This is a genomic window from Nonomuraea sp. NPDC049158 (assembly GCF_040648335.1).
Lineage (GTDB): Bacteria > Actinomycetota > Actinomycetes > Streptosporangiales > Streptosporangiaceae > Nonomuraea.
Genome location: NZ_JBEZDM010000006.1, coordinates 63,401 through 89,814, shown reverse-complemented (window position 1 = coordinate 89,814; position 26,414 = coordinate 63,401). Strand labels below are relative to the sequence as shown.

Below are 26,414 nucleotides of genomic sequence, written 5' to 3'. Positions count from 1 at the left end.
ACCTCACTGGGGAAATCGATCTTCCTGTACGCGGATCCGTTGGGACGGCGGCGGTCCGGCCGCGCCTGCCTCCTCTGATCAGCCGTGATCGGCGAAGTAGTCGACGAAGATCATGTGGGGGAAGCGGTAGGCCGTACGGGTGTACCCGGCCGGGATCAACAGGCCCGTCGCGGCCGCGAAGCGGCAGAAGCGGTTGGCCCGCACCGGCAGCAGCCGCGCGGCGATCAGCACCGCCACGGGCAGCCAGGCGCCGATCACCCCGTTGCCGCTCAGGATGCCGACGCCCCCGGCGAGGGCGGTGCCGATCCAGACCCCGGCGAAGCCCGCCAGGAAGGGGCCGGTCCAGGGGAGTACGCCGAAGACGGCAAGCGGCAGGCAGACGACCCCCACGGCCCCCGCGCCCAGGAAGCTCATCGACAGACCGATACGGATTTCCTCATCGGTCGAATCGGCGGTCCAGAAATTGATCAGCGCGCCGACTGCCCCCAATGTGACCATGGGGAGGAACGCCGAGGTGAATCCGATGAGAAGCGCAAGCGAGAAGTTGGGCGAGTCCGGAAACAGCGGCGGATCCGCCATCATCGTCTGTAGCGCGTAGCCGGCCGCGGCCAGCGGCAGGGCGGCCAGAGTCCCCACGATCCATGACCGCCTGTCGAACGGCCATCGGATGTGCCCGCCGACCGCCCACTTGGCCACGAGGATGGCCGCCACCGTGGCCGGGAGCGGGGCCAGCGCGACGGTGCTCAGCGCCCCGAACCTCGTGGCCAGCATCGCCCCCGCCTGGAGCACGGAAGCGACGGGCAGAGCGACACCGAGCGTGGGCAGCAGGGCGGCGATGAAGCCGGCGGGAACCGTCCCTTTGAAGACCGAAGGCATCACCTGCGGCGAGATGACCGTCGTCCAGCCGAGATGCCGGGCGCTCCTGGCGAACTGACCCAGCCAGCGCAGCACCTGCTCGGGCGCGTAGCAGCCCAGCTCGGGCCTGGGCCGCCGTAACGCCTGCGCGACGTAGGCGTCCAAGATCCGGCGCCGGCGCTCGGACGGCTGCGCCGTCTCCGCCAGCCCACCGACTCCCGGCGCCCTGGCGACCGACGCCAGCACGTGCAGCCAGAACGGCGAGTCGACCACCTCCCAGAGCGACTCGTCGGCGTCGAGCGCCCGCCCGAGGTCGGCGAATTCGGATCCGGCGCCGGCGAGGTAGGCCGACACCTGCTCTCGGCCGAGCGGCAGGATCGCCGACGCGGCCGCCAGTTGGAGGGGCGGGCAGCGCTCGTACTCCGCGATACGGCTGGCCACCACGAGGACCAGGTCGCCGTGCGCGTCGCTCAGCTCGTTGAGGAGGCCGACGAGCTCGGGACGCACCTCATCGGCGACCTCGTCCAGGCCGTCGAGCAGCAGCGCGAGCTCACCCTTGTCCAGCCAGGTCCGGCCGATCCGGGTGCCGACACCGTAGCTTTCCTGCGCCCTGCCGAGCAGCCACTCGCGCAGGCTGTCGACGGTGCGCTCCCGTTTCAGGAAGGGCAGCAGCGGCCGGTCGCGCCCCCAACCGCCCAGATCGATGAGCACGGGGACGGGCCCGGCGCAGTCCCGCGCCTCGCCGAGCAGGTCGGCGGCCAGTTCCAGGAGCTGGGTGGTCTTGCCGGCGCCAGGCTGCCCCAGGAGCAGCAGTGAGCAGCCGCTGTCCTCGAAGGCGTGCCGTACCGTCGTGCTGGTGGCGCCCTCGGGCGCGTTCAGCCTGCGGACCTGGGCACTCAGGACGGGGGAGACGGCGTCGGGCCGACGCTCGGCGCGGATGTCGGCGCGGGCGATGTCGCCCAGTTTGATCGTCAGCTGCCGCGCCACCTGCTCGTGGACGTTCTCCAGCGCCCGCTCCCTGGCGCCTGGCCGTACCTTGCCCGTCACGGCCGGCCGGGTCGCGGGTCCGCGGGCGGCGGTGAACCCCAGGATGACCGCGAGCGAGCCGAGCACCGCGACGGCGGGCCAGGACCAGCTCTGGTACGGCTCGAGCCAGAGCGGCAGCGGTTGGTCGGTGGCGAAGTTGATCGCGATCGGTAACAGCACCGCGCCTACGGCGGCGGCCACGATGATCGCGACGACCCGCCACAGCGCACGCACCCCTCCAGCCTAAACGAATCGGGCCGGCCGAGGCCAAGGATCATCGCCCGCCGATGGCGCGCCGTGCTGGTCCTAGCCCGCCAGACCTGAGTTGATCTCGGTGAGCAGCTGGGTGGCTTTCGTGTAGCGGAGGAGGTTGTCCAGCGTGGGTGGCTGGGCGAGGGTGGCCTGGGCGTGGCGGACGGCGTCGCCCACCGTCCTCAATCCCAGGGCGCGGGCGGTGAGGGTGTCGACACCGGTGTCGGGGTTGATCCGGCGGGTGGCCAGATTGAGCGTGGTGGCCAGGAGTTCGGCCTGCAGCGTGCGCGGCTGCGTCACCGGCAGCGTGAGGACGGCGGAGGACTCCCGCTGGGAGAGCATGCCGTCGGTGGCCGAGCCGCCGGCGCCGTCGAAGCGGGTGTCGGTTGCCTGGACGCGGGCGAGTGGCTCGGCGGTGCGCAGGTCGGGCCGCAGCGCCCAGAACGTCACCAGCCTGGGGTCGTGGCTCGGCGAGACGGTCGTGATCCGGGTTTCCGCCGTCGCGGTGGCGGGGCTGATCGGGCACGGACCCGAGCCGGCGACGCTCAGCGAGACCGGTACGGTGACCTTCGCCCCGTCCAGGAGCAGCAGGCTCGGTCGCGCGGTGAACGCGATCGTGCCGGTTCCGGTGCGGGCGGGCAGTGTGCCGATGTTCCAGCGCAGCGTGGTGGTGCCGTCGGCGTTCCTGGTCACGGAGCCGGGACGGGGTCCGGCGCCCTTGTCGAGCGCGGTGCTGTAGTAGACGCCGGCGGGCAGCGTCGCGGTGAGCGTGGCGGGGGGCGCGGGGGCGCCACCCGTGTTGCGGTAGGTCAGGGTATAGGCGGTGGCCTCGCCGGCGTTGACGGTGGCGGGCGCGGCGGCGTCCACGCCGATCAGCGGCCTGTGCACGGTGGTGGGCACGTCGGCGGTGTTGTCGGAGAGGGTCTCGGTCTCGGCGTATCCGCGCTCGTTGGTCCCCGACACGGTCGCCTTGTTGGTCAGGACCGTTCCGTCCGCAGTCGTACAGGGGATTTCGTAGGTGAATGTCTCCCGTGCGGAGTCACCCATCTCGATGTCGGACGTTGTACGGCGGATGACGGTGCCGTCGGGCATCGTGTCGTCGATCTTCACCGCCGTGGCGGTGGCGGGTCCCTTGTTGCCCACGTTCACGGTGTAGGTGAGCGTGTCGCCCGGGAAGGCGTCCTGCCTGTCCACGGTCTTGGCGGCGGTGAGGTCGATCGGCGGGTTGAGACTCGCCGCGGCCTCGGCGGTGATCTCGGTGTCGCCCAGGCCGAGCACGCCCTTGTGCGCGCCGTCCTCGAACCACAGGCTCTCGCGGAAGTTGAGGTTCAGGTGCTCCCAGTCGTTCCAGGAGATCAGGGTCTGGTTCGGTGAGACGGGACAGGATGTGGTGTCGGGGCCGAAGACGATGTGGTTGACGTCGCCGGACTGGCCCGTCGCGCTGGTGCCGTCGCCGTTCCAGTCGACCGGTTTGTTGGCCGGCGTGGTCTTCCAGGCGCCGCCCAGCCCGTACACGACCGTCCGCCCGCCGACCCCTGGCAGGGCGTCGCCCACCTCGTCGAGCCCGTGGTCCTCGGCCATGGTGGCGCGCTCCTGGGGCTGATAGTCCAGAGGGCGGGTCGCGGTGGATGCCGTGGGGAACTGGTAGGAGTAGTTCATGACGCTCAGGTAGGTCGGCTTGCAGTTGATGCTGTCCATGCCACCGTGCTGGAGCCCGAGCGTATGGCCGAGCTCGTGCATGAACGTGCCCGCCTCCGCCGCCACCTGGCCGCCGTTGTCGGTTATCCGCTTGTTGTCCCAAGTGCCGAGCGTGATGACGAAGTCGTTGCCGCCCGGCAGGGCGATGCGGCCGAGGCGGGAGACGTCGACGGTGAACTGGGAATCGTCTCCGGCCTCGGCCTTGCCCGACGTGGTGCCCAGCCCGGTCAGCCCGTGCGCCGACAGGGCATAGCGGAAGACCAGCCGCTTGGCGCCCAGGATGTTCTCGCAGTTGCGGGAGATCCGGTCGAGCACGTCGCCGAAGTTCCCGTCGCAGGGCAGGTCGGGGTCGCCGAACTTGAGGTCGGCGAAGTCGTTCAGCGCGCCCGGGCTGTCGGTGTCGAAGGAGATCCGCTCCACCTCGGCGGCCCGCTCGCCGGTACGGACGTGCAGGGTGATGCCGTGCGCCGCGAAGGCGGCCACCACCTGGCCGACGGCGGTCGGGTCGAGCTCCCTGGAGCGCGGGCAGTACGACGCCACGCAGAACATCGCGTCCAACTCGACGAAGATGTCCTTGCGGTTCGGGTCGGCGTTGTACGGGGGCTGGTTCAGCGCGAGGTCGACCGTGCCGTCCTGGTCGTAGTCGATCCCGTTGGTCTCCCAGTCGTCCAGCAGCCCGTCCTGGTCGGTGTCACGGCCCGTGTGCACCTTCAGCTGGGTGGCGCACGTGCCGATGGGCGTGTCGCCCGACAGCGTCGAGGTGATCGTTATCCGTACGCCGCTCGCCTCGCCGAGGCCCTCGCCGTACGCCGGCGGCAGGTCGAACTCACCCTGCACCAGCCCGGTCTCGGCGGATAACAGCTGCCGGTAGAACGGTGTGGCGTGCCAGTAGTGGAACCCTCTCTCGACCGTGGCGGTGAACCACCCGCTCTCCTGGCTGTCGTTGACAAAGGTGATCCTGGCCCGGGGCCGCCCGCCTTCCACGACCGAGAGGGGCGAGCTCCCGAGGAACTCACAGTCACCATGGACCGACCCCGCGGCGTGCCCCGGTGGGGCGCCGAGCAGGACGGCGACGACGGTCAGAACGAGCGGCATGATCACCCGGCGGATACGCATGGACCGAGTGTCGATGCGCATCTCGGGGTCGCCATGAGTAACCCCTACTCAGAAATCACCCCGCCCCGGCCCGCACTGGTCACCGTCAGGTGTGAAGCAGCTCCGTGAGCGGCCCGCGCACATCGGCGGGGTACAGGTTCAGCTGCTCGAACTCGTCAGCCCTCAGCCATCTGAGCTCAAAGGTGTTGTCCGGCCCGTGGTCCAAGGCCTCCTCGCCGGACAGTGACGGAACGCCGCTGACGTCACCTATGAGGAAGTAGAAGGCGGGCCGGCCATTGTGTGAGCTGGTGAAGAGCAGCCGGTCGATCTTCCCGGTGAGAGTCGTCTCCTCGTGGAGTTCGCGTACTGCCGCACTCTCTGGCGACTCGCCATCCTCCACATGGCCCCCGGGGAGCACCGTATAGCGGTGACCAGGACACGAAGACCCCCGCCAGCCTGCGGCATCGCACATGACGCACGGGACACCGGGGCGGCGCATGAGGAAACGCTTGATGACCAGGACTCGGATACCGTCGGTGACCACGGCGACTGCTCGGGGGATCGACATGAAATTGATCATACGATTCGCCCCCAAGTCGACCAGGCGGCCGGCCGTAAGAAGCGCGGCGGCCGCCCAGTCACCCATGATCCAGATCTCTACATGGCCTTCCGCTCCGGCAAAGCTCCCGAAAGTTGTCTCGTCGGACTCCACCCACGCTTTTAGGCCCGTTGGGTTGAGCGCGGGTGGTGCACGTGCCCATGGTTGGCGGGCGCCATCTCCCTGCGGCGGGCCGCCAAGATGGCCAGCACCGCCAGCAGCGCGGTCACGGCAGCCGACACCGCGAGCGCGATCCACGTGGCCGTGTCGGGGTGGATCAGCGACTGACCGCGCAGCGCCTGCCACGCCGTGATGGCGAACAGCGCGGCGTAGCCCACGATGACGACCCCGGTCAGCTGGGCGCGCGTGCGTTCGCCGCGCAGCCAGCTGATCCGGGCCGCGAGGGCGGTGAGAACCAGCACCGCGAGTACGAACACCTGCATGGAGTGCAGGCTGATGAAGTGCGGAACGCGCAGGTCGCCACCCACGGTGCTCCAGTTCGTGATCGGCATGCCGTCGCCGTCGGGCACCCCCACCCCGTGTCCCCCTACCAGCGGGACCGGGTTTCCGTAGGCATCCTCGACCGTCCGGGGCGTCCTCGTGGCCGTCCCGACCATGAAGGACGCCAGCCCCATGCCCATGACGGCCAGCCCGATCCCAGCGCGCAGGGCCCAGGTGAGTGCCGTTTCACCGATCCGCTGGAACAGCAGCATGACGGCGATGAGCAGGTTCGCCCCGAACAACCCGACCACGCCGGTGGAGAAGACCACCTGCCCGATCGTGTTGAACGTATCGGCGCCGGTGTTGAAGTGGCTGAAGGTGCCGCGAGCGGCCTGTACCGCGATGAAGCCGACGTCGATCAGCCCGGCGACGGCCAAGGCCGTCCCGAGGGCCCACATCGTGCGCTTCGCCTTGCGAAGCTTCGGCAGCAGCCATGCGAGCGTCGCGCCATGGATGACGAACGACACCCCGAACTTCAACGGCTTCACCCAGATCGACTGCTGCATGAGCTCGCGACCGTCTGCGAGGAGGCCGAAGATCGAGACGACGATGAGCGCGGACATCGCCGCCACCATGATCATCAACGGTCGATGCCACGACCGCACTTCGGCGAACGAGATGGACATCGGGTCCTCTGGCCGGCTCATGCGCCACCAGCCTGTCGCATCGATGCGTACGGCGTATCAAATGTCATGCGTACAGGGTAGCGAGCGGCTGTCAAAAAGCCGGATTATTCTGGGGTTTAGCCAGATAAAGTGCACTAGTACTGTGATAATTGAACTAGTACACTAGCGACCTCACCAACGAATCGGGGGCACCCCATGTCGTCGTCAACGCAGCGGCCGGACCCGCCATACCGGCGGATCGTCGCGGAGATCCGCGCCCGGATCCTGTCCGGCGAGCTGCGGCCCGGCGAGCGGATGCCGTCCATCCGGCAGATCGCCCAGCGATGGGGCGTCGCGGTCGCGACCGCGACCAAAGTGATGGCGACGCTCCGCGACGACGGGCTGGTCGAGGCGAAGGTCGGTTCTGGCACGGTGGTCAGCGCACGCGTGAGCCGGCCGCAGCCGACCGGCCCGAGTACGCCACTGAAGCCGCGGCAGGGCGGAATCACCAAGCTGAACCGGAAGCAGGTTCTCCGTACCGCCATCACGATCGCCGACGCCGAAGGACTGGACGCCGTCTCCATGCGGCGACTCGCGGCCGAACTCGGCGTCGGTCCGATGTCGCTGTACCGGCACGTGGCGAACAAGGACGAACTGGTGACGCAGATGGTCGACGAAGCCTTCGGCGAACCGGATCTGCCCATCCCGGGGCCGGAGGGCTGGCGAGCCAAGCTCGAACTGATCTCCCGCAGTCAATGGGAGCTGTGCCGGCGACACCTCTGGCTGCCGAGGGCCATCTCGTTCACTCGCCCGTCGCTCGTCCCCAACATGATGGAGCACACGGAATGGACCCTGCGCGCACTCGACGGGCTCGGGCTGCCCGTGGCGACAGGGATCCAGGAGGCGCTCACGCTGCACACACTGGTCCTCACCATCGCACTGTCCATGGCGGATGAGGTCGAGGCGGAGCAGGAGACCGGCGTGACGCTCGACCGGTGGTGGCTGGCCCAGCGAAAGCGAACCGACGAACTCCTCCACAGCGGACGATTCCCCCTGCTGGCGGCGATCCCAGAGGAAGCGGCGTCGGACCTGAACGGACTGTTCGAGTACGCCCTCGCACGCCATCTCGACGGTTTCGCCGTCCTGGTGGAGGGCCGCGGCGGGCGTTAAAGCTCATTCAGCACTTGCATGGCGTCCCGCTCGATCTGCGAAAGGTCGTGGAGGATGGCGCCCGCTTGCTCAAGGTGCGTCGCGTCGCCGTTCTCCCCGGCCTTCGCGATCAAGTCGGCCACGGTCGTCCACAGCGTGGCGGCCTCGGCGTACAGCTGGTGACCTGTGCGCAGGCGGTCATCGTCGATGAGTTCGGCGCACTCGCCGAGGAAGTCACGGTAGAGGGCGCGGAACAGGGCGCCGCCGGTGCCGGCCTTCTCCATGAGTACGGCGGCTTGCGGCAGGTCGCGCTGCGGATCGTCCGTGCGCAGCAGCCACTTGGGCACCTGGCTTGCGGCTTTTTCGATGCCGCGGTGGCCCAGGTTCGCGATGGGAGGGGCCAGGAAGGCTCCGGCGCAGGCTTTGATCGCGGGGATGATCTGGTCCTGCCAGGAGGGCGCGTGCGCCGGCAGGGTGATGGAGAACGAGCGGTTCCTGGCCGTCATCGGGCCTCCTTCGGCCCTCGCCATGGACAGGCTGGTCCGGCTCGTACGTACGGCTCCTCCCTGCTGCGCGGTGTCCACCAGGTAGGCGTCGTGCTCGTCGTAGCCGTACATGGCGACGACGTGGCCGCCGAAGTGCACCTTGGACTGGAAGTAGTCCAGATGGAAGGAGTCGAGCTGGAGGCCGACCGGTCGACCGGCATCGATCTGGGTGGCCGCGTTCTCCCACGCCTTGCGTAGCGAGGTGGTCTCATCGACGGACAGTGTCAGGCCGAGCCTGGCAGTCAGGTTTCTGGTGAGTTCAAAGGGCTTGACGCGGCCTCCGAGGAAGGGGAACGGCATGCTTTTGCTGTCCCAGTAGATGAAGGACAGGCCCGAGCCCAGTCCGAACAGCATGGGCTCGGACAGATCGAGTCCCTCATGCCGCAGCAACACTCCCAGGGCCGTCGTCTCGCAGTGCTGCAGGCCACGGCCCTCGATGCCATGCACGATGGTCATGTCGCTCTCCTCGGTAGTTGGGCGATCGGCGAGAGCAGCATGGGGTCTCCCACAGAGGAAGAGTCAAGCCGCCGAAGGGGTGGGCCGCTTGGTCCGGCTCGGCCGAGGCGTCGGTGAAGGGTCGGGCGAAGCCGTGCTGCCCATCCCGCCCTAGTGATCGCCCGGCCACCCGGTCACCGACAGCGTCGTGTTGGAGAACAAGCCGCCGATGACGACCGCGAGCAGTGCGATGGCCAGCACACTGGACGCGATCGAGCCGATCATGATCAGCCGTCGCCGGCGACCGCTCTGGTCGACGAAGACGGCCGTCGTGTGGGGATGCTCAGGAGACACATCGGGAAATGGTAGTGACCAGATGTAACTTGTGGGGAAATAGTGCGATTTGGGCGGGGTGCTCAGCGGTGTCTGAGTCGTACTGCGGCGCGGAAGCCGTCGTTGAGGCGGCCGCCTTCGGTGGCGGTGACCGGGACCATCGTCCACGGCTGGTCTGGGCCGAGCAGGGTCGAGTACGCCGGAACAAAGCTCTGGTCGAGCAGGGAGACGGCGAAGTCTGTCGACACTCGGCCCAAGACGTCCAAGGCCGCCATGCCGTGCCAGGGGAGGACGGACGCCCCGCCAAGGTAGGTGAAGCCGAGGCAGCCGCTGCGCGGATTCGGGGTCAGCCGGATGTGGTGGGAGAACATCGCCGCGTCGAATCCCAGCTCATGATCGACCCACAGGACCGCCATGTACCGGATGGTGTCGTGCCAGGCCCGGACCAGGACCGCGCGACGTTCGGCGGAGAGTGCCGGGTCGGTCAGGTTGAACAGATCGGCGTAGATGTGCCTGGCAAGAGCGGCGCTGTGCCCCTGTGTCACGGAAACCGTGTACATCAAGGATCGGAACAGGTTCTCGAAATGCGGCATCGCCTCACCGATCACACGGGCCGTGCGAAGCGTGGCCTGCTCCAGTGCGGACAGAGGAGTGGAGGTGATGTCCAGCCCGGCGAGGGCGTCACGAATTTCCGCCACTCGCTGCGGGACGAGAACGGCGTGCTGTCGCATGGCCAGGGTTCCCATGCGCTGTTCGGCGACCTCGTTCAGGTCGGAAATCGTGAGGATCTCGCCGACCAGAGCGTGATAGGAGAGCAGTTTCTCCCGGTAGGCGCGCAGCAAGCTCCGCGGGTGCGGCCGGAAGTGGTTGCCGTCGCCGAGCACCGTGATCGCCAACCCCGGCGGATAAATCCGCTGCACCGTACGTTGCAGCTCGCGCAGCCGGATCATGGCGGCGAGCTCGGACAGGTCGGGCAGGCTGCCCATCGTCTTGAGCTTGTTGTAGTGGAACTTGAGCGGAAATCCCCTGGTGATGATGGGAATGGGGGCGCCGTCGGCCACATGGGGCCGGATCTCACGCCTCGCCATGGCCAAGGAATAGGTGGCCCGAGCTCCCTTGCGGAATTGGGGGCGGGTGAGCAGGTGATAGATATCGGCCGCGAGATCGTCTGTCCGGGGAGCACGCTCGGCCGTCTGGATCGCGGCACGTTCGGCGCCTTGGATCAGTGTGCCGACCATTTCCAGGGATTCGCGTTCGCTGAGCCGTACGGCGTGCTCCAGAGCGAGTTTCCCCTCCGACATCTCGGCCAGCGGCAGTTCGGCCAGCGAGTTCGCATGTGACAGCGCCGGAAGCTTTGTGGCCCGCGCCGTGCGGGCGCAGCGGGGAACGGTCTCGAAGGACTGGACGACCTCGGCACCGTCATACGGTCGCTCGTGGACGTAGCCGGGCAGTTCCACCGCGACGAAGAGAGCGTCAGGGAGTCTCTTGGCCATCGCCTGCCGGTTCTCGCAGATGTCGTCGAACACCGCGACGATGTCCAGGTCGGCGAAGGTAGGCAGACTCTCGGCCTTCAACTCGTGAACAGGCCGGGAGCGGTCGTTCCGCAGGAAGGCGACGCGTGGCCCCGTGATGCCGGCGGCGGCCAGCGCGTGCTCGGTGTGTTCGCGGACCCGCTCCCGCCGTCCCGTGTTGAAGATCACGCGGCCGCCGGCGTCGTACACCTCCCACACGAAGCGGGCCAGCCCCGGCACCGGGGTGTCCCAGCGCAGGTTCTCCCACGGGCGGAAGAGGGCGCGGCAGAAGTCCTCGTGGTCGATCTCCGCGTCGGCCTCCTGAACCCACAGATCCCAGGCCGGCCGATGATAGGAGGGCAGAGCCGCGAGCCCGTGGGGATCGACGCCGACGGCTCTGAGAGCATGGACGACCCGGGCGCGGGGATCGAGCGCGCACATGTCAATGTCGAGCATCACGGCCGGCGGTTTGATCGCCGGATCAGCCCGCCGCAGGCGCGCACGCTCGGCCACCCGCCGCAGCACCTCGCTCAGCACGGCATGCTGGCGGTCGTCCACCGCGTGAGCCGGGCCGTCCCCCGAGGCGTCGAGCAGTGCCGCCGCGCGAGCGGACAGGAAGCGAAGCTCCGTCGCGAGGACGGCATGGGCCGACGTGCCGGTGGTCCGCCCCAGGAGCGCGATCGTCTCGGTCAGCTCCGCCAGGTGGCGCCGCGCCTGCTCCTCGTCCAGTTCTTCCATGGCCACGTCCGGCAGCACCACCCGGCCTGTCGCCCGCCCGCTGGGCGCCACTTCGAAGCGGGGGTCGCTCATGCCGATGCCGTACCTGTCGACGCAGATCCTGAACACCCGGGCCAGCGAGGTGCGTAATTCGTCGGCGCCGTCCTGGATATCGTCAAGGTCCACGACGCGGGTGGTTTTTCCGTGAGCGGGATATGGCACGCCGTCGCGCTCCACGGCGCAATGCAGACGCAGAATCGGGTCGGTTTCAATGAGTTTGGCGAGCAGCGTGCCGGACATCCATTTCTCCTGGCATGAGGTTCTGTTCATTTGCAACGCCGCCGATTCTGGCTCCGTCGCTTCCCACGTACGTGCTGTGGCGACGCGCTAATCGCTGCTCCATAAATGGGGCAGTAAGAAGGCCGGAAAGCCACGCTGCCAGTTCATGAGACGCCGGACCAGGTCAGCGAGCGGACATTGGCCGGTCATACCGCCCTGTCGTAAAAGCCCGGTCGATGTCCGGTCCTTGCCCTGGATCAGCGTCGAGCCGGGAGACCAAACTCAAAGTCGCCGCATTGACATCCGCACCTGGAGCGAATGAGTGGATTTGGATATCTCGGTGACGCAGGGACTCGACGAGGTCGGGCAGCCGGACTGGGATCGGCTGGCGACCGCCGACGACTTCTACCTGTCGTACGGATGGCTGCGGACGCTGGAGGGCGATCCGTACGTGAGCGACCACTACGTGCTCACCTACGATGACGGAGCCCTGGTCGGCGCGCTGCCCATCTATGACATCCGTGTGGAAGGCAGCAGTTTCTACGCACCGAGACGGCACCGTCAGGCCCTCACCGGGGGCGGCCGCTGGCTGCTGGCGGGCGGTCGTCGCGCCCACCACAGCGGGATCCTGCTGTCCGGCGACGAGCGGGAGCGCCGGTCGGCGCTGCGGGCGCTGCTGGCGGCCGGGCTCCGGCTGGCCGCCGAGCGGGACGCCCGGGGCCTGGTGTGGATGTTCGCGCCGACCCGCGTCGCCAGGTGGCTGCACGCCGAGGGCGGGTCGGTGGCGTTCGACACGGTCGAGGCGTGCCTGACCGCCGACGGGTGGGACAGGTACCTGGCCGGGCTGGGCGGCCGGCGGCGCAAGAGCACGATGCGGGAGCGGCGCCGGTTTGAGCAGGCCGCGTACGAACTGGCGGAGCAGCCGTTGAGCGAGTGCTGGCAGGCGCTGGCCACGCTGGTCGCCAACCTGCAACAGAAGTACGGCTACCGCACCACCCCGGAGTCGATGCGGCGGGTGCTGGGCCCGCAGGCCGAGTTCCTCGACGACGAGAGCGTGGCGTTCACCGTGCGCCGGGAGGGGCAACTGGTGGCCGGCGCGTTGCAGTACCGCTTCGGCGACACGCTCTACGCCCGGATGATCGGCTTCGATTACGCCCGGCTGGCCAACGCGTACGAGTACTTCAATCTGTCCTACTACCTGCCTGTTCAGTACATGGAACGGACCAGATTGCGCCGTCTGCACCTCGGCATCGAGTCGGCGCGGGTGAAGGCCGAGCGGGGCGCGCGGCTCCACCCGCTGTGGACGGTGGCAGTGCCGTGCGACGGATCCGCCCGCGTACCGGCGGAGCACTGCGCCGCCGGGCGGCGCGCGTGGCGGGAGCGGTACGACGAACGGGTGCTGCCCGCGGAGGACTGGGACGTGCCCTGGTGAGCGCGCTGGAGGTGAACGCGGTCGGCCGGCTCTTCAAGACCGGGCCCGGGATCGTCGAGGCGCTGCGTGAGGTCTCCTTCACGGCTGAGGCGGGCGAGGTGGTCGGTCTGCTGGGTCTCAACGGCGCGGGGAAGACGACCCTGATCAAGGTGATCAGCACCCTGCTGCTGCCGACCTCCGGCAGTGTCCGGGTGGGCGGAGTGGACGTGGCCACCCGGACCCGGCAGGTACGCCGCCTGCTGTCCGTGGTTTTCGGCGGGGAACAGGGTCTTTACGGCCGGCTGTCGGGCCGGGACAACGCACGCTTCTTCGGCACCCTGTCCGGCCTGGACCACCGGCGGCTGGAGCGGCGGGCCGCCGAGGTGATCGCCATGGTCGCCCTGGAGAAGGTGGCGGACCGGCCGGTGGAGACGTACTCGCGGGGCATGAAGCAGCGTCTGCACCTGGCCATCGGGCTGATGGCCGCGCCGAAGCTGCTGATGCTGGACGAGCCCACCGTCGGACTCGACCCCATAGAGGCGGACCGGCTGCGCCGAGTGATCGGCGAACTGGCCGCCGGGGCCGCCGGATATCGGCCGTGCATCCTGCTGACCAGCCATTATCTGCGGGACATCGAGGATCTGGCGGACCGGGTGGCGATCCTTCAGGACGGCCGGCTCACCCACGACCTGCCGCTGAAGGAACTGCTGCGCCAGGCGGGTTCGGCCGCGGCGGTGACGGTGAGCGTGCGCGGGGACGAGCCGGTGCGGCCGGGCGGTGACGCCGGGCAGTCGGGTGTACGGCTGGTGGATGCCCAGCCTGCCGGATCCGGCATGTGGACCGCCCGCTACGAGGTGACCCGGTGGGAGCCGGCGACGCTGACCGAACTCGCCCGGCAGTGGCCGCACGGCGAGATCGCCGACGTACGCGTTGAGCCGGTGGGTCTGGAACAGATATTCCGAGACCTCAGCCGGGACGCCGGCCGCCTCAGCCGGGACGCCAGGCTCAGCCAGGGCGGCCATAGATGATCGCCCGCGTGCTGCTGGCCAGCGCCCGGGTCCAGTTCAAGAGCGAGACCCGGCTGGCCGGCGTGATGGCCGGTGTCGTGCAGCCGGCGGTGTTCATGGCGATCACCCTGCTGGCCTCTGGACAGGCCGCGGCCGGCACCCGTACCGCGATCGGCTGCGGCCTGATCGGGCTGTGGGGTGCGACCGTGTGGAGATTCGGGCTGGTGCTGCGGCAGGAGCGGCAGCGCGGCATCCTGCCGGGCATCGTGAGCCGCCCGGCCGGGCTGGTGGTGGTGCTGGTCGGCAAGAGCCTCGGCGCGGTGCTGCGGTCGGCGGCCCTGACGGTGCTGACCGTCGGGGTGGTGGCGGCGGTGGCCGGGCATCCGGTCGGCATCGCCGCACCGGTGGTGTTCACGCTCACCGCGCTGGCCACCCTGATCTCCGCGACCTCGCTCGGGCTGCTGCTGTGCTCGGTGTTCCTGCTGGCCCGCTCGGCGGTGCGGATCGCCGAGACGCTGATCTATCCGGTGTTCATCCTGGGCGGGCTGTTCGTGCCGACCGCCCTGCTGCCGGGCTGGGCGCAACAGCTCTCCACGCTGATCAGCCTGCGGTGGGCGGGCGAGCTGCTGCTCGACGCCGCCTCGGGACGGGGACAGCAGCTCGGCGACTGGCTGCTCCTGGCCGCGACCTCAACTGGGTACGCGGTGGGCGCCGTCGTCGGTCTACGCGCCGTACTGCGGCGGATTCGCGCGGAGGGCACCCTTGAGCTGGTCTGATCCCACCGCCGTACGCACCGTCGCCGCCCTGCGTACGGTCGCGATCCTTTCGTGGCGCGAATACCGGGCGGTCTATCCGCTGCGGGTGGTGCTGGGGAGCTCGCTGCCGCGGGCGATCCTGCAGACGCTCTTCATCGCGTACGTCGGCCTGATGGGAGCCGGTCCGGCAGGCCGGGACTTCGCCCTGGTCGGCGGGGCCATGCAGGTGGTCACCATCGCAACCGTGATCAAGGCCGCCGACATCCTGGTCGAGGACCGGATCTTCGGCATCCTCTACCGGATGCGGCTGGCGTGGATCCCGCTGCCGGTGGTGGCGGCCACCCGGTGGTGGATCTTCACCGCGGAGGGCGTGCTGGGCGGCCTGGTGGCGGCGACGGCGGCGTGCCTGCTCTTCGACCGGCCCGCGCTGCTGGCGGGCATGTGGGCGGCCGGCGGGCTGGTGGTGCTGGTGGCGCTGTCCACCAGCGCGCTGGGGATGGCCGTCGCGGCGTTCGCGATGACCCAGCGCGTCGACTCGTTCATCACGAACGTCGCCAGCTACCTGCTGCTGGCGCTGACCGGCGCGGTGGCGCCGCTCGAACGGCTGCCGGACCCGCTGGAGGCGGTGGCACACGGACTGCCGATGACCAACGGGCTGCTCGCCATACGCGGGGCGCTCGCGGGCGGGCCGTGGCTGGGGCACGCCGCCGCCGAGGCGGCCGTCGGCCTGGGCTGGCTGGCGGTGGCCGCGATCGTGTTGACGCTGCAGGCGCGGCGGGCTCGTACACATGACACCGACGGATGGATTTGACGATGCTCCTCCAATGGATCGAAGCTGCCGCAGCCGCGCGCCCCGACGCGCCGGCCATCACCGGCCCGACGGGCAGCGTCTCGTACGGGGAACTCCTCGCGCGGGCCCGCCGCTTCGCCGGACTGCTGCGTGCGCTGGGCGCCGCGCCAGGCGAGGTGGTGGCCGTCGAGGACGGCGGAACACCGGCGTCGGTGATCGCCCTCGTCGGCACGCTCTACGCCGGTTGCGCGATCCTCCCGATCGATCCGGTGCTGTCGCCGGAGCTCCGCGACAGCATGACCGGCGTGGCGCGCTTCCTGGTACGCGCCGACGGCCTCTTCGAGTCTGGCCAGACCCGCCCGATGGCCGTCCCTGACCAGGTGGAGCCGCTGGCCGAGCCCGCCGAGCTCGACGCCCGCGCGCCCGCGTACGTCTGCTTCACCTCCGGCAGCACCGGCCGCCCGAAGGCGGTGCTGGGCGCGCACGACTCGCTCGCCCATTTCGTCCGCTGGCAGCGGGACACCTTCGAGGTCGGGCCGGGCGACCGTATGGCGCAGCTGACGAGCTGGTCCTTCGACGTGATGTTGCGCGACGTCTTCACCCCGCTGATCAGCGGCGCCACACTCTGCCTGCCGGGGTCGCGGTCGCGGGACGCCGCACGGGTCTTCTCGTTCGCGCGGGAGTACGGGATCACGCTGGTTCACACCGTTCCGTCACTGGTCCGGCGGTGGCTGGCGACCACGGCCGTGGACACCGCGGTGCCGACCCTGCGGGTCGCCTTCTTCGCCGGGGAGCCGCTGCACGCGGAGCTGGTGAACGACTGGCGCGGCCGGGTGGCGCCGGGCTGCCGGGTGGTCAATCTGTACGGACCTACGGAAACCACCCTGGCCCAGTGTGCTTTCGAGGTGCCTGACGAGCCGGGCACCGGCCCGTTGCCGGTCGGGCGGCCGTTGCCCGGGTGCTCGGTCGGCGTGCTGCGGCCGGGGTCCTGGGAGCCCGATGATGTGGGCGAGGTGGTGCTGACGACGCCGTATCGCTCACTGGGGTACCTCGGCACGGACCGCACGTTCGAGACGGCTCCCACGGGTGAGCAGGTGTACCGCACCGGCGACCTGGGGCGGCGGGACGAGCGAGGGTTGCTGCATCTGCTCGGCCGGTTGGACCAGCAGGTCAAGGTGCGCGGTGTCCGGCTGCGGCTGCCGGAGGTCGAACGGGTGCTGCGCGGCGTGGCCGACGTCCGCGACGTCGCCGTTGTCGTCGCGGGGGATGGACGGCTTGTCGCCTATCTTGTGGGGGATCCGGCCGTGCCGCCGGTTCGGGTGTTGCGGGAGGCGGTTCTGCGAGAGTTGCCGGCCGCGGCGGTTCCGGATGAGTTCGTCGTGCGTACGGACCTGCCGCTGCTGCCGAACGGCAAGATCGACCGCACAGACCTGCGCTCCCAGGCCAGCGCCCCGGCCCTGACCCCGGCCTCGGTTAAGCCAGGCGAAGCTGGGGGGAACGTGCTGGTCGTCGAAACCTGCCGACGGGTCCTCGGCGTCGAATCGGTCCCGCTCACCGCGGATCTCTTCGAGCTCGGCGTCGATTCGATGTCCGCGATGGAGATCGCCGCCCGGCTGGAGGACGCGCTGGAAGCGGAGATCCCGTACGGTCTGGTCTTCGACCATCCCACCGTCGAAGAGATCTCCCGCTATCTCGCCGGCCGGAGCCTCGGGTGACCGGCCCGACCACCCCGTCGTGGACCCAGCGCAGCCGCCTGCTCCGGCTGGTCGAGGACGCGGCGGCCGGGCTGTACCGGCCGCAGCACACGATCGCCGCGTTGCGCGTACGCGGTGCGCTGAACCTGTCCGCGCTGAACCTGGCCTGGCTCCGGCTGCAGCGGCGGCACCCGATCCTGCTCACGTCCTTCGACCCGCACAAGCCGCTGTGGCGGCTGGACCCGACGGACCCGGTCGACCTGGTACGTCTGCCGCTTCCACCTCCCGCCGACGCTCGGCAGGCGCTGGTGCGGGAGGCCGAGCGACCGTTCGACATCGAGCGGGGACCGCTGGCCCGGCTGGTCGCCATCCCGCTTCCGGACGCCGCGGAGACGCTGCTCGGGCTGGTCGTCGACCACCTGGTCTCCGACGCGTGGTCGCGGCGGATCCTCCTGGGGGACCTGTGCCGCCTCTACGACCTGGAGATCGGCGCGTCGACCGGAGACCTGCCCCCGGCTGCGGCCGCGTACGCCGGCTGGGTCGAGCGCCAGAACGACTACCTGGAGTCCACGGCCGGCCTCAACCTGCGCCGGAAGCTCACGCGGCACGTTCTCCTCCCCGACCGGGGGCCCGCTGACCGGGGGCCCACTGACGGGGGGACCGCCGAGCGGAGGCCCGTCGGCCGGGGGATCGCCGACCAGGGGCTCGCTGGCCAGACCGATGTCCCGCGGATCGAGCGGCAGTTCGACGTGGATTCGTACGAGCGCCTGCTGCCGGCCGCGAAGCGGTTCCGGCTGACCCGGCTCCAGCTCGTCCTGGCCGCCCTGGACGCGGCGTCGGCCGAGCTGGGTGATCATTTCCCCGCCGCGACGATCATGGCGGTCGCCGGCCGTCCCCGCCCCGAGCTGCACGGCTCGGTGGGCTGGTTCGCCGACCAGGTCGCCGTCGTCAACCGGGGCAGGCATGCCTCTCCAGAGGAGCAGGTGCGGTCGTTCCGCGAGGCGGTCGTTACGGCGCTGGACTCGGCGCGCGTTCCCTGGGCGCTGGTCGTCGCGGACACCGTGCCGGAATGGTTCACCCACTCGATGTCGCTGCCGTACATCTCGTTCAACGCCCAGCCGCTGCGGATGGGCCCCGGCCTGCGCCCGGCCGCCTTCGCCGGCACCGAGATCGAGGAGTTCCCCGTCCACCTCGGGCGACCGGACGGGGCGCTCCTGACGTACTGGTCGGAGGACGACGGCGGCGGCCTGCGGGTGGCCCTGCGGTACAAGCCCGAACGCTACAGCGAGGCGGACGTCCTCGCGCTCTGGGAGAGCACCATCGCGAACCTCGACCGGTTCGCCGAAAGCGCGGGCCGGACAGTTGGGAGCGCGGACGGATGAGGTTGTTCGTCATCGGCATAGTTGGGAGCGCAGACCAGTGAAATTGTTCGTCATCGGCGCGGACCCGCGCCGCGAGTGGGCCTTCTCCACCTGGCTGCGCGCCGGCCTGTCGGTCACCCTCGCGGACGGGGTCAGCGGCGGCGGCTTCGAGCACGCCGTCGACCGTTTCCATCCGGTCGAGGTCCGCGATGAGAAGGCCGATGTGGAGTCGCTCGCCCGAATGGCGGCCGGCCACGACGGGGTGACCACGCTGGCCGAGGGATCGCTGATCACCGCCGCGACAGTGGCGCGGCAGCTGGGCCTGCCAGGCCCCGGCGCCGGCGCGGCGCGCATCGCGCGCAGCAAGCTCCACCAGCGCTCGGCCGGCCAGCGACACGACCTGGCCGGCCCCCGGCACTCGGCCGTCACCGGCCCCGACGATCTCGTACGCTTCTTCGCCGCCGGTGTCCAGGCCGCCGTTCTGAAGCCGCCGGACGCCTCCGCGAGCGCCGCCGTGTTCGCCGTCCACAGTGTCGAAGAGGCGCTGGACCGGTGGCCGAGAGTACGGGCGATCTCGCCGAGCCGTACCGGCATCGTGGAGGAGTACCTGCCCGGAGCGGAGGCGAGCGTCGAGGCCGTGGTGCGGGACGGCGAGCTGGTCTTCTCCTCGCTGACCCGCAAGCAGACAGGCGGCCCCACCGGCTTTCTCGAAGTCGCCCACACCACCGACCAGGCCGAACACCCCGACGCCGCCGTCAGGGCGCTCGTCCGCGACCTGATCGCCGCCTGGCGGGTCGAGTCGGCCATCATGCACGTCGAGGTGAAGCTCGACGGCGGTCGCCCCGTCCTGCTGGAGGGGACGGTACGACCGGCGGGCGACTACATCACCGAACTGGTGTCCGCCGTGCATGGCCGCGACCTCTACATCGACCAGGCCCACCTGGCACTGGGCCAGCCGCTCGCGGCGGACCGCCCATCCCGCGCCCACCGGGCCGAGGTGCGCTTTCTGCTGGCCTCCGGCATCGTCCGCCGGAACGTCGCCCCGGTGGAGGTGCTCACGGGTCTGCCGGACGTCAAGATCGTCCGGCAGCTCGCCGCGGCCGGCTGCCGCCTTCCGCCGCTGACCGCGAACTGGGCCAGAGCCGGGTACGCCCTCGGCTGGTCCACGGACGACGGCGAGTCACTGACCGGGCAACTCCGGGCGGCGGTCACCGATCTCGGCAAGCTGATGGGCACACCGGAGCTGGCCTGACCATTCACACGTTGCACGCTGTGTCTCCAGGTCAGCCAGTTCGTTGGCTGCCAGCGGCGGCCCAAGCTTCCAGCTGCGGCGGCGAGGCTCAGGACCGGGAGTCTCTCCACTCGTCCGGTCCCGCTGTCTCGTCGGCGGAGGGGACCGCGATGTCCGTCTTGGCGCCCCAGCCGGTCAGGCGAGCGTCGACGACGTGGGAGATCAAGCGCTTGCCGAACCTTTCGGGCCAGGAGGCCCGGACCCTGCGCACCAACTGGTCCTCTCCGAGCCACAGCCGCCACGAGAGTTCGGTCTTCGCGGACATCCCGTCGTGCTGGGCGCGGAACGCGGCCGACGTCTTAAAGAGCCGGCTGAAGGTGAGCGTCCCCTGGTAGACCGTGGTCCGGGTGTTGTCGTAGGTGCCACCGGGACGCTTGACATCGGTTGTGGCCAATATCGCCTTCAGCGTGCCTGGATCGGCGAGATCGATCCCGCCGACCTGCAGGAAGGGACGGGTCTTCTCGTCCTCGGAGAGGAGCACCCAGGTCTTCCCCTCGGGAGCGGGACAGATCCAGCCCTGGCAGTACGTCCGGCCCTTGAATATGAGGAACCGCGGGGGATCGTCAGGGGTGTCGGGGGTGGCGACGTCCCTGACATCGGTGCCCGTCACCCCGGCCTTGCCGAACTCGGCTTGGGTCTTTTTCCGATAGCTCGTTCTTCCCCCGGATTCCCGCGAAGCGAAGACCTCTGACATGGTCACTCCCCGGCCCTCGACCAGTTGACGCCTGAGCGCGTCGGCCGGGTCCGTCTGAGCGTTCGCGGTGGTGACAAGTCCGCTGAGCGTGACGGATGCGATCGTCACGACGGTCATGGTGGCTGCCCATCGCCTCATCCGAGCTGTCCTCTCTCGAGTCGCCCCCAACAGGGATGGCAGCCCTGATCGTCTCGGCTCGAGATCTCTTTTCGATCACCGCTTTTAGCCACAGTTGGTGGAGGAATGCCGTACAGCAACACCGGCTCACGCGATCACAAGGCTGATCCACAGGGCGTGAACCCGCGGAGGCAGGACCAACCCGAGCCAGAGGGTCCGCAGGAGCGAGGTCCTTCACGCGAGGCACGCCCCCATGTCCCAGGGAGTCCCGTACTTGCCGGTGAGCTCACCGATCTCCGCCTCGGCGAGGAGGTTTCGACATGGTGATCACCGACGCCGCACTCACCGAGGCGGCCGCCGAGGGGATCCGCGCCGGTGGCACCGACCTTGAGCTGGCCCGGATGTAGTGCCTTTTTCCGCATCGGAGGCCGCGCGGGCCGGTGTGGGTTCCGTCGAGCTCGGAGGCTACCGGCAGGAGCTGAAACGGACGCTCGGCTCTGGGGTCATGCTCATGGTCGCGCTGTCAGGTGCCGCGCTGCTGGACCTGATCACGGCGGCGACGATCCTCTCGGCGATCATCTACGGCCTGGCGATCGTCCTGTACCTGGCGGTGCGCGGCCGATCGGATCGCAGGCAGGGCGCATTCGACCTGGGACGCTTCGAGCTACCGGTCGCGATCGGCTCTACATCGCGACGGCCGGCGACATCCTGATGATCTTTAAAGGGTGAGGACGAGGCGGCCGCGGAGGCCGCCTTTCGCGAGGCGTCGGTGGGCGGCGGCGACGTGGTCGAGGGGCATGGTCTCGGCTACGCGTAGCGTGAGGGAGCCTGCTTCGACCAGGGTGGCAAGCCTGGAAAGGTGGGCGCCGTCAGCGCGAATCCAGTGGTTGAAGACCCGGATGCCACGAAGCGGAGCCGGCGCCCCGCCCGCCACCAGCGCGGCGAAGGCTCCCCCCGACCGGACCGCGTCGAGGGCGGCCGCTCCGAGCACGGCCGCGTCCAGCGCCGCGTGCACGCCGCCCGGAACAAGGGAACGGACCGCCTCGCCAAGCCGTGCCGTGCGCGGTACGAACAGTTCGGCGCCGAGCCCGCGGACCAGCGGTTCGTCGTCGGCTCCGGCGACCGCGACCACCCGGAGCCCGCGCGCGACGGCCAGTTGGATCGCGAAACCGCCGACGGCACCGGCCGCTCCCGTCACCAGCAGCGTCTGCCCGTGGTGCAGGTCGAGTCCGTCGAGCGCTTGCGCGGCGGTGAGACCGTTCAGGGGCAGCGTGGCGGCTTGTACGGCCGATACGCCCGCAGGCGCGGCTGCGACCGCGTCCGCGTCGATGACGACCTGGTCGGCCTGGGTGCCGAGCGGCACGTCCAGCCGGTCGGACAGGCCGATCACCTGCTGCCCGCGCACGAAACCGGTGACCCCTGGGCCCGCCTCCTCGATGGTTCCGGCGACATCCCACCCGATGCCGATCATGTCCCGCACCGGCAGCAAGCCCGCCTCGGTGAGCGCACCGGACCGAGCGGCCAGATCGACCGGGTTGACCGTGGCGGCCTCGACTCGGATCCGGACTTGGCCTTCTCCCGCGACCGGCGTCGGTACGTCCGCGATCTGCAGAACCTCCGGGCCGCCGAATGCACGGATGACAACTGCGCGCATGAGATCTCCTTAAGGGTTCAGGAGAACGACCTTACGGAGAGCTACTCTCTGGAAGGAAGTACGCACCTCAAGGTGCCTAGCGTACGGACAGGAGCGTGAGCAGGCGCGGATCGCCTACGACGGCCATCTCACGACCCCTGAAGGGCTGGCCGAGGCGCATATCGAGCAAGTCGCCGCCGCCCGCGACAACCGTTCTGCTCAGTAGTCGCATAACTCCACCGAAACCTTGACGCAACATAGGCTTCCGATCCATAGTGAGCCAGTCAACCCATTAGCGCGTCTCTGGAGGTCTTATAGCACGCAAGAATGTTAGCGCTAACAATGTAACCCCCTTTCCGCCCCTGTCGCGATGTCGCAGGTCGGCAGGCATGTCGCTGTGCGCACGGCCGCACGGCGACGTCCTTCGCGTCTTTTGTTAATGACCTGTGCCTGGAATATAGCGACGCCCCCCCTGAAAGGCAGAGGTTCATCGTGATTGTTCGGTCCCAATTACGGCAGCTTAAAAAGGTACTGCTGTCCGCCGGTGCGGCCGTCGCGCTCGCCGCCGGCCTCCTCGCCGGGGTCTCCACGCCGTCCCAGGCCGCCACATCGCTGTCGTGTGACATCTACGCCGCCGGCGGCACCCCGTGTGTCGCGGCGCACAGTACGACCCGTGCCCTGTACGGCACCTACAACGGCTCGCTCTACCAGGTGCGCCGTACCTCGGACAACACCACCAGGAACATCGGCCTCCTGAGCGCGGGCGGCTACGCCAACGCCGCCACGCAGGATTCGTTCTGCGCGGGTACGACCTGCCTCATCACCATCATTTACGACCAGTCCGGCCGGGGTAACAACCTCACCCAGGCGCCCCCCGGCGGATTCCCCGGCCCGTCTCCGGGCGGGTATGACAACCTCGCGAACGCGACCGCCGCGCCGACGATGATCAACGGTCACAAGGCGTACGGCGTCTATGTCGCTCCTGGCACCGGCTACCGCAACAACACCACCAACGGCGTCGCGAAGGGCGATCAGCCTGAGGGGATGTACGCGGTCTTCGACGGCACGCACTACAACGGTGGCTGCTGCTTCGACTACGGCAACGCCGAGACCAACAGCCGCGACAACGGCAACGGCACCATGGAGGCCATCTACTTCGGGAACATCAAGGTCTGGGGCTACGGCACGGGCAACGGCCCCTGGGTCATGGCCGACCTCGAGAACGGCCTGTTCTCCGGAGTGAACCCGGGTTACAACGCGAACGACCCGACCGTGAACCACCGGTTCCTGACCGCCATCATCAAGGGCGAGCCGAACCACTGGTCGATCCGGGCCGGCAACGCGCAGTCGGGCAACCTGTCGACGTACTACAACGGAGCGCGCCCCAACGTCGCGGGCTACAACCCGATGAAGAAGGAAGGGGCGATCATCCTCGGGATCGGCGGCGACAACAGCAACAGCTCCGCCGGCACCTTCTATGAAGGCGTGATGACCTCCGGCTATCCGTCGGACGCCACCGAGAACTCGGTGCAGGCCGGCATCGTCGCCGCCGGATACGCGCCGTCGAGCGGCGGCAACCCCGGTGGAACGCTCACCCCCGGCTCGTCGATCTCCCTGCGCGCGACGACAGCCTGCTGCACCGACCGCTACATCCGGCACCAGAACGACCAGGCCATCACCTCGGTGATCACCTCGGGCAGCTCGTCTCTCGACAAGAGCGACGCCTCGTGGATCGTACGCAGCGGTCTGGCCAGCGGCTCGTGCGTGTCGTTCGAGTCGAGGAACTACCCCGGCGACTTCCTGCGGCACCAGAACTACCAGCTGTACCGGCAGCACAACGACGGCAGCTCACTGTTCGCGGCCGACGCCACCTTCTGCCCGCAGGCCGGCAAGAGCGGCCAGGGCTCCTCGCTCGCCTCCTACAACTTCCCGACCCGGTTCATCCGCCACTACAACAACATCGTCTACATCGCCAGCAACGGCGGCTCGAACGCCTTCGACAGCGCCACCTCATGGGCCAACGACGTGAGCTGGATCGTCGAACAATCCTGGGCATAGATGTCGCCCTCTTGAGTGGAGCCGTCCCCGGTCCTTGGGGGCGGCTCCACGACCGTCGACTGAAAGTTTCGGGCCGACATTGACATGTTTCGGGCGAGTTCTCAGACTGATCGCCAACGCCCCACCTGGAAGGGAGAGCCTAGTGACCCTCCGTACGAGGGCCGTCGCGCTGGCGGTAGCCGTGACACTCTCGCTCACTGGAGCGCTAACCGTAGCCCCCACCAGGGCAACGGCGGCAACCGGAGTCGAGGACGAGGGCGCCGACTGCGTCGTGACCGGCCTGCCCGACACGGGATCTCTGCCGAGCAGCTCCCGGCTCCCCGACCCTTTCAAGAAGCTGGATGGTACGCGTATCTCCGCCAAGTCCGATTGGCGGTGCCGACGAGAAGAGATCAAAAAGCTGGCGGAGAAATTCGTCTATGGCGAGAAGCCCGGAAAACCGGCGAGCGTCACGGGTACGGTCTCGAGAACCGGCATCACCGTGAACGTGAACCACAACGGCAGGAGCGCTGGCTTCTCGGCGAGCCTCTCCTTGCCGAGTGGTTCCGGACCCTTCCCGGCCGTCGTCGTCCTGGGCGGATTCGGCGCGGACACGGCCGCCATCAGCGCGGCCGGCGCCGCCGTCATCAACTACGACCCCTACGCGGTCGGGCGAGAGGGCACGCCGCGAAACAACAAACAAGGCGCCTTCTACAGCATCTACGGCTCCTCCAGCAGTACAGGGCTGTTACTCGCCTGGGCCTGGGGGGTGAGCCGAATCATCGACGTCATCGAGCAGTCGGACGGCAGCATTCTGAAAGCGGATGCGACCGGCGTCACGGGATGCTCGCGGTTCGGAAAGGGCGCCTTCGTGATCGGTGCCTTCGATCAGCGCATCGCTTTGACCATGCCGATCGAGTCGGGCAGCGCCGGGGTTCCCATTTTCCGTGGGATTCCTGGGGAAGGTGCCCAGAGTTTGAGCAGTGCCTATGGAGAGCAGCCGTGGCTGGGCGACGCGTTCGGCTCCTTCACCAGCGGTCCGGACCGGCTGCCGGTGGACACGCATGAAATGGTGGCCATGGTCGCGCCGCGCGGACTGTTCATCATGGATAACCCGCACATTGTCAATCTCGGCCCCCGGTCCGCGAGCGTGGCGGCCTTGGGCGGAGCCGAGGTCTACAAGGCGCTCGGCGCGGGAGGCAACATCACCTACTGGTCCGACATTCAGGACGGCAATCACTGCGCCAACAGGCCTGAATGGCGGTCCCCGTTGCAGCAGAACATTCAGAAGTTCCTGCTGAAGACGGGTAATGCCGCCGGCGCGATCAGGATCTCGCCCAAGGCGCTCGGCAATCTGTCCGAGTGGCGGGACTGGCAGACGCCGGCCCTCGGCGATTCCGGCGACACCACCCCGCCGACGGCCCCGGCCGGCTTGGCGGCCTCGGGAACCATGTCCACGGGCGCGAACCTGAGCTGGACGGCCGCCACGGACGACAACGGCGTCGCCGGCTACGACATCCTGCGTGCGCCCGGCGCGAGTGGCGGTACGTTCGCCCAGGTCGGCACCTCGATCACGACCTCGTTCAGCGACACGGGCCTGACCCCGAGCACCACCTACCGCTACCAGGTCAGAGCACGGGACGGCGCGGGCAACGTCTCACCGGTCTCGAACACGGCGACGGTCACCACCCAGCCCGGCACGTCCACCGGCACCTGTACGGCCGCTGCGACCGTACAGACCCAGTGGGCCACCGGGTACGTCGTCCAGCCGCTGACCATCACCAACACCGGCACCGCGACGATCACCGGATGGACGGTCACCTTCACGCTGCCGGCCGGGCATACGGTGACCGGTTCGTGGAACGGCGCCCTCACCGTCAGCGGGCAGACCGTGACCATCAGAAACGTCGCCCACAACGGCACCCTCACCCCCGGAGCCAGCACCACCAGCGTCGGCTTCCAGGCGACCCGCCCGAACGGCAACACCGCGCTGCCATCCGGGTACACCTGCGCCTGACACCTGAG

General features: G+C 69.1%; 20 protein-coding genes. 11 read left to right on the top strand and 9 right to left on the bottom strand.

The genetic code is table 11. From position 1 onward, the window contains the following. Positions 1 to 78: 78 nt before the first annotated feature. The 4 genes from AB0B61_RS15415 to AB0B61_RS15400 all read right to left on the bottom strand — a co-directional run bounded on the left by AB0B61_RS15415 (position 79) and on the right by AB0B61_RS15400 (position 6,672). Positions 79 to 2,115 (bottom strand): hypothetical protein, encoded by a 2,037-nt coding sequence (locus AB0B61_RS15415; RefSeq protein ID WP_358432000.1) that lies wholly within the window; start codon positions 2,113 to 2,115, stop codon positions 79 to 81. 72 nt (positions 2,116 to 2,187) lie between these two features. Further along, positions 2,188 to 4,947 carry a CARDB domain-containing protein gene (locus tag AB0B61_RS15410; protein ID WP_358431999.1) on the bottom strand — a complete coding sequence of 920 codons (2,760 nt, stop codon included), beginning with the start codon at positions 4,945 to 4,947 and terminating at the stop codon, positions 2,188 to 2,190. 85 nt (positions 4,948 to 5,032) lie between these two features. Beyond that, positions 5,033 to 5,581, bottom strand: coding sequence for an NUDIX domain-containing protein (locus AB0B61_RS15405; RefSeq protein WP_358432409.1), 549 nt, complete (start codon positions 5,579 to 5,581; stop codon positions 5,033 to 5,035). A gap of 65 nt (positions 5,582 to 5,646) precedes the next feature. Continuing rightward, positions 5,647 to 6,672, bottom strand: a complete 1,026-nt coding sequence (locus AB0B61_RS15400; RefSeq protein WP_358431998.1) for a hypothetical protein — start codon at positions 6,670 to 6,672, stop codon at positions 5,647 to 5,649. Positions 6,673 to 6,846: 174 nt separating this feature from the next. On the opposite strand from AB0B61_RS15400, the gene AB0B61_RS15395 reads away from it, so the two are divergent. Next, positions 6,847 to 7,800 (top strand): GntR family transcriptional regulator, encoded by a 954-nt coding sequence (locus tag AB0B61_RS15395; protein ID WP_358431997.1) that lies wholly within the window; start codon positions 6,847 to 6,849, stop codon positions 7,798 to 7,800. Here the strand turns inward: AB0B61_RS15395 and AB0B61_RS15390 are convergent. The 3 genes from AB0B61_RS15390 to AB0B61_RS15380 form a co-directional block, all read right to left on the bottom strand. Beyond that, positions 7,797 to 8,780 carry a BtrH N-terminal domain-containing protein gene (locus AB0B61_RS15390; RefSeq protein WP_358431996.1) on the bottom strand — a complete coding sequence of 328 codons (984 nt, stop codon included), beginning with the start codon at positions 8,778 to 8,780 and terminating at the stop codon, positions 7,797 to 7,799. The two genes, AB0B61_RS15395 and AB0B61_RS15390, sit on opposite strands and share 4 nt — an antisense overlap. A 150-nt stretch (positions 8,781 to 8,930) precedes the next feature. Next, on the bottom strand, positions 8,931 to 9,113 hold the full coding sequence (locus tag AB0B61_RS15385) for a hypothetical protein (protein WP_358431995.1): 183 nt from the start codon (positions 9,111 to 9,113) through the stop codon (positions 8,931 to 8,933). A gap of 62 nt (positions 9,114 to 9,175) precedes the next feature. Beyond that, entirely contained in the window at positions 9,176 to 11,506 is a 2,331-nt protein-coding gene (locus tag AB0B61_RS15380; RefSeq protein ID WP_358431994.1) for an L-tyrosine/L-tryptophan isonitrile synthase family protein, read from the bottom strand. 415 nt (positions 11,507 to 11,921) lie between these two features. Here AB0B61_RS15380 and AB0B61_RS15375 point away from each other — a divergent pair, with 415 nt between their 5' ends. The 7 genes from AB0B61_RS15375 to AB0B61_RS15345 are packed head-to-tail and all read left to right on the top strand — an operon-like array spanning position 11,922 to position 19,869. Next, positions 11,922 to 13,031 carry a GNAT family N-acetyltransferase gene (locus AB0B61_RS15375; protein ID WP_358431993.1) on the top strand — a complete coding sequence of 370 codons (1,110 nt, stop codon included), beginning with the start codon at positions 11,922 to 11,924 and terminating at the stop codon, positions 13,029 to 13,031. Beyond that, positions 13,028 to 14,038, top strand: coding sequence for an ABC transporter ATP-binding protein (locus AB0B61_RS15370; RefSeq protein WP_358431992.1), 1,011 nt, complete (start codon positions 13,028 to 13,030; stop codon positions 14,036 to 14,038). The genes AB0B61_RS15375 and AB0B61_RS15370 overlap by 4 nt, the downstream gene beginning before the upstream one ends. Beyond that, positions 14,035 to 14,793, top strand: coding sequence for an ABC transporter permease (locus AB0B61_RS15365; protein WP_358431991.1), 759 nt, complete (start codon positions 14,035 to 14,037; stop codon positions 14,791 to 14,793). The genes AB0B61_RS15370 and AB0B61_RS15365 overlap by 4 nt, the downstream gene beginning before the upstream one ends. Further along, on the top strand, positions 14,780 to 15,583 hold the full coding sequence (locus tag AB0B61_RS15360; RefSeq protein ID WP_358431990.1) for an ABC transporter permease: 804 nt from the start codon (positions 14,780 to 14,782) through the stop codon (positions 15,581 to 15,583). Before AB0B61_RS15365 ends, AB0B61_RS15360 begins: the two co-directional genes overlap by 14 nt. 2 nt (positions 15,584 to 15,585) lie before the next feature. Further along, positions 15,586 to 17,277: a non-ribosomal peptide synthetase gene (locus tag AB0B61_RS15355; protein WP_358431989.1), complete on the top strand. Its 1,692-nt coding sequence runs from the start codon at positions 15,586 to 15,588 to the stop codon at positions 17,275 to 17,277. Beyond that, positions 17,274 to 18,638 (top strand): condensation domain-containing protein, encoded by a 1,365-nt coding sequence (locus AB0B61_RS15350; protein WP_358431988.1) that lies wholly within the window; start codon positions 17,274 to 17,276, stop codon positions 18,636 to 18,638. Before AB0B61_RS15355 ends, AB0B61_RS15350 begins: the two co-directional genes overlap by 4 nt. 37 nt (positions 18,639 to 18,675) lie before the next feature. Beyond that, on the top strand, positions 18,676 to 19,869 hold the full coding sequence (locus tag AB0B61_RS15345) for an ATP-grasp domain-containing protein (RefSeq protein WP_358431987.1): 1,194 nt from the start codon (positions 18,676 to 18,678) through the stop codon (positions 19,867 to 19,869). An 88-nt stretch (positions 19,870 to 19,957) separates the two neighbouring features. On the opposite strand, the gene AB0B61_RS15340 is transcribed toward AB0B61_RS15345, so the two are convergent. After that, the gene (locus tag AB0B61_RS15340) at positions 19,958 to 20,710 is read right to left on the bottom strand and encodes a hypothetical protein (RefSeq protein WP_358431986.1); all 753 of its coding nucleotides are present in this window, start codon (positions 20,708 to 20,710) and stop codon (positions 19,958 to 19,960) included. A gap of 415 nt (positions 20,711 to 21,125) precedes the next feature. On the opposite strand from AB0B61_RS15340, the gene AB0B61_RS15335 reads away from it, so the two are divergent. Continuing rightward, entirely contained in the window at positions 21,126 to 21,431 is a 306-nt protein-coding gene (locus AB0B61_RS15335; protein ID WP_358431985.1) for a hypothetical protein, read from the top strand. Positions 21,432 to 21,437: 6 nt separating this feature from the next. On the opposite strand, the gene AB0B61_RS15330 is transcribed toward AB0B61_RS15335, so the two are convergent. After that, on the bottom strand, positions 21,438 to 22,373 hold the full coding sequence (locus AB0B61_RS15330) for an NADP-dependent oxidoreductase (RefSeq protein WP_358431984.1): 936 nt from the start codon (positions 22,371 to 22,373) through the stop codon (positions 21,438 to 21,440). A 471-nt stretch (positions 22,374 to 22,844) separates the two neighbouring features. Between AB0B61_RS15330 and AB0B61_RS15325 the strand changes: the two genes are divergently transcribed. Both AB0B61_RS15325 and AB0B61_RS15320 read left to right on the top strand, forming a co-directional pair. Continuing rightward, a complete protein-coding gene (locus AB0B61_RS15325) occupies positions 22,845 to 24,410 on the top strand; it encodes an alpha-L-arabinofuranosidase B (RefSeq protein WP_358431983.1) in 1,566 nt (521 codons plus the stop codon). Between the two features lie 142 nt (positions 24,411 to 24,552). Further along, the gene (locus AB0B61_RS15320; RefSeq protein ID WP_358431982.1) at positions 24,553 to 26,406 is read left to right on the top strand and encodes a cellulose binding domain-containing protein; all 1,854 of its coding nucleotides are present in this window, start codon (positions 24,553 to 24,555) and stop codon (positions 26,404 to 26,406) included. Positions 26,407 to 26,414 lie beyond the last annotated feature (8 nt).

Bases quoted from the DNA above. Each gene is read 5' to 3' on its own strand.
- AB0B61_RS15355 (WP_358431989.1), top strand. From the start codon at position 15,586: ATGCTCCTCCAATGGATCGAAGCTGCCGCAGCCGCGCGCCCCGACGCG.
- AB0B61_RS15365 (WP_358431991.1), top strand. From the start codon at position 14,035: ATGATCGCCCGCGTGCTGCTGGCCAGCGCCCGGGTCCAGTTCAAGAGC.
- AB0B61_RS15400 (WP_358431998.1), bottom strand. From the start codon at position 6,672: ATGAGCCGGCCAGAGGACCCGATGTCCATCTCGTTCGCCGAAGTGCGG.
- AB0B61_RS15330 (WP_358431984.1), bottom strand. From the start codon at position 22,373: ATGCGCGCAGTTGTCATCCGTGCATTCGGCGGCCCGGAGGTTCTGCAG.
- AB0B61_RS15410 (WP_358431999.1), bottom strand. From the start codon at position 4,947: ATGCGTATCCGCCGGGTGATCATGCCGCTCGTTCTGACCGTCGTCGCC.
- AB0B61_RS15395 (WP_358431997.1), top strand. From the start codon at position 6,847: ATGTCGTCGTCAACGCAGCGGCCGGACCCGCCATACCGGCGGATCGTC.
- AB0B61_RS15390 (WP_358431996.1), bottom strand. From the start codon at position 8,780: ATGACCATCGTGCATGGCATCGAGGGCCGTGGCCTGCAGCACTGCGAG.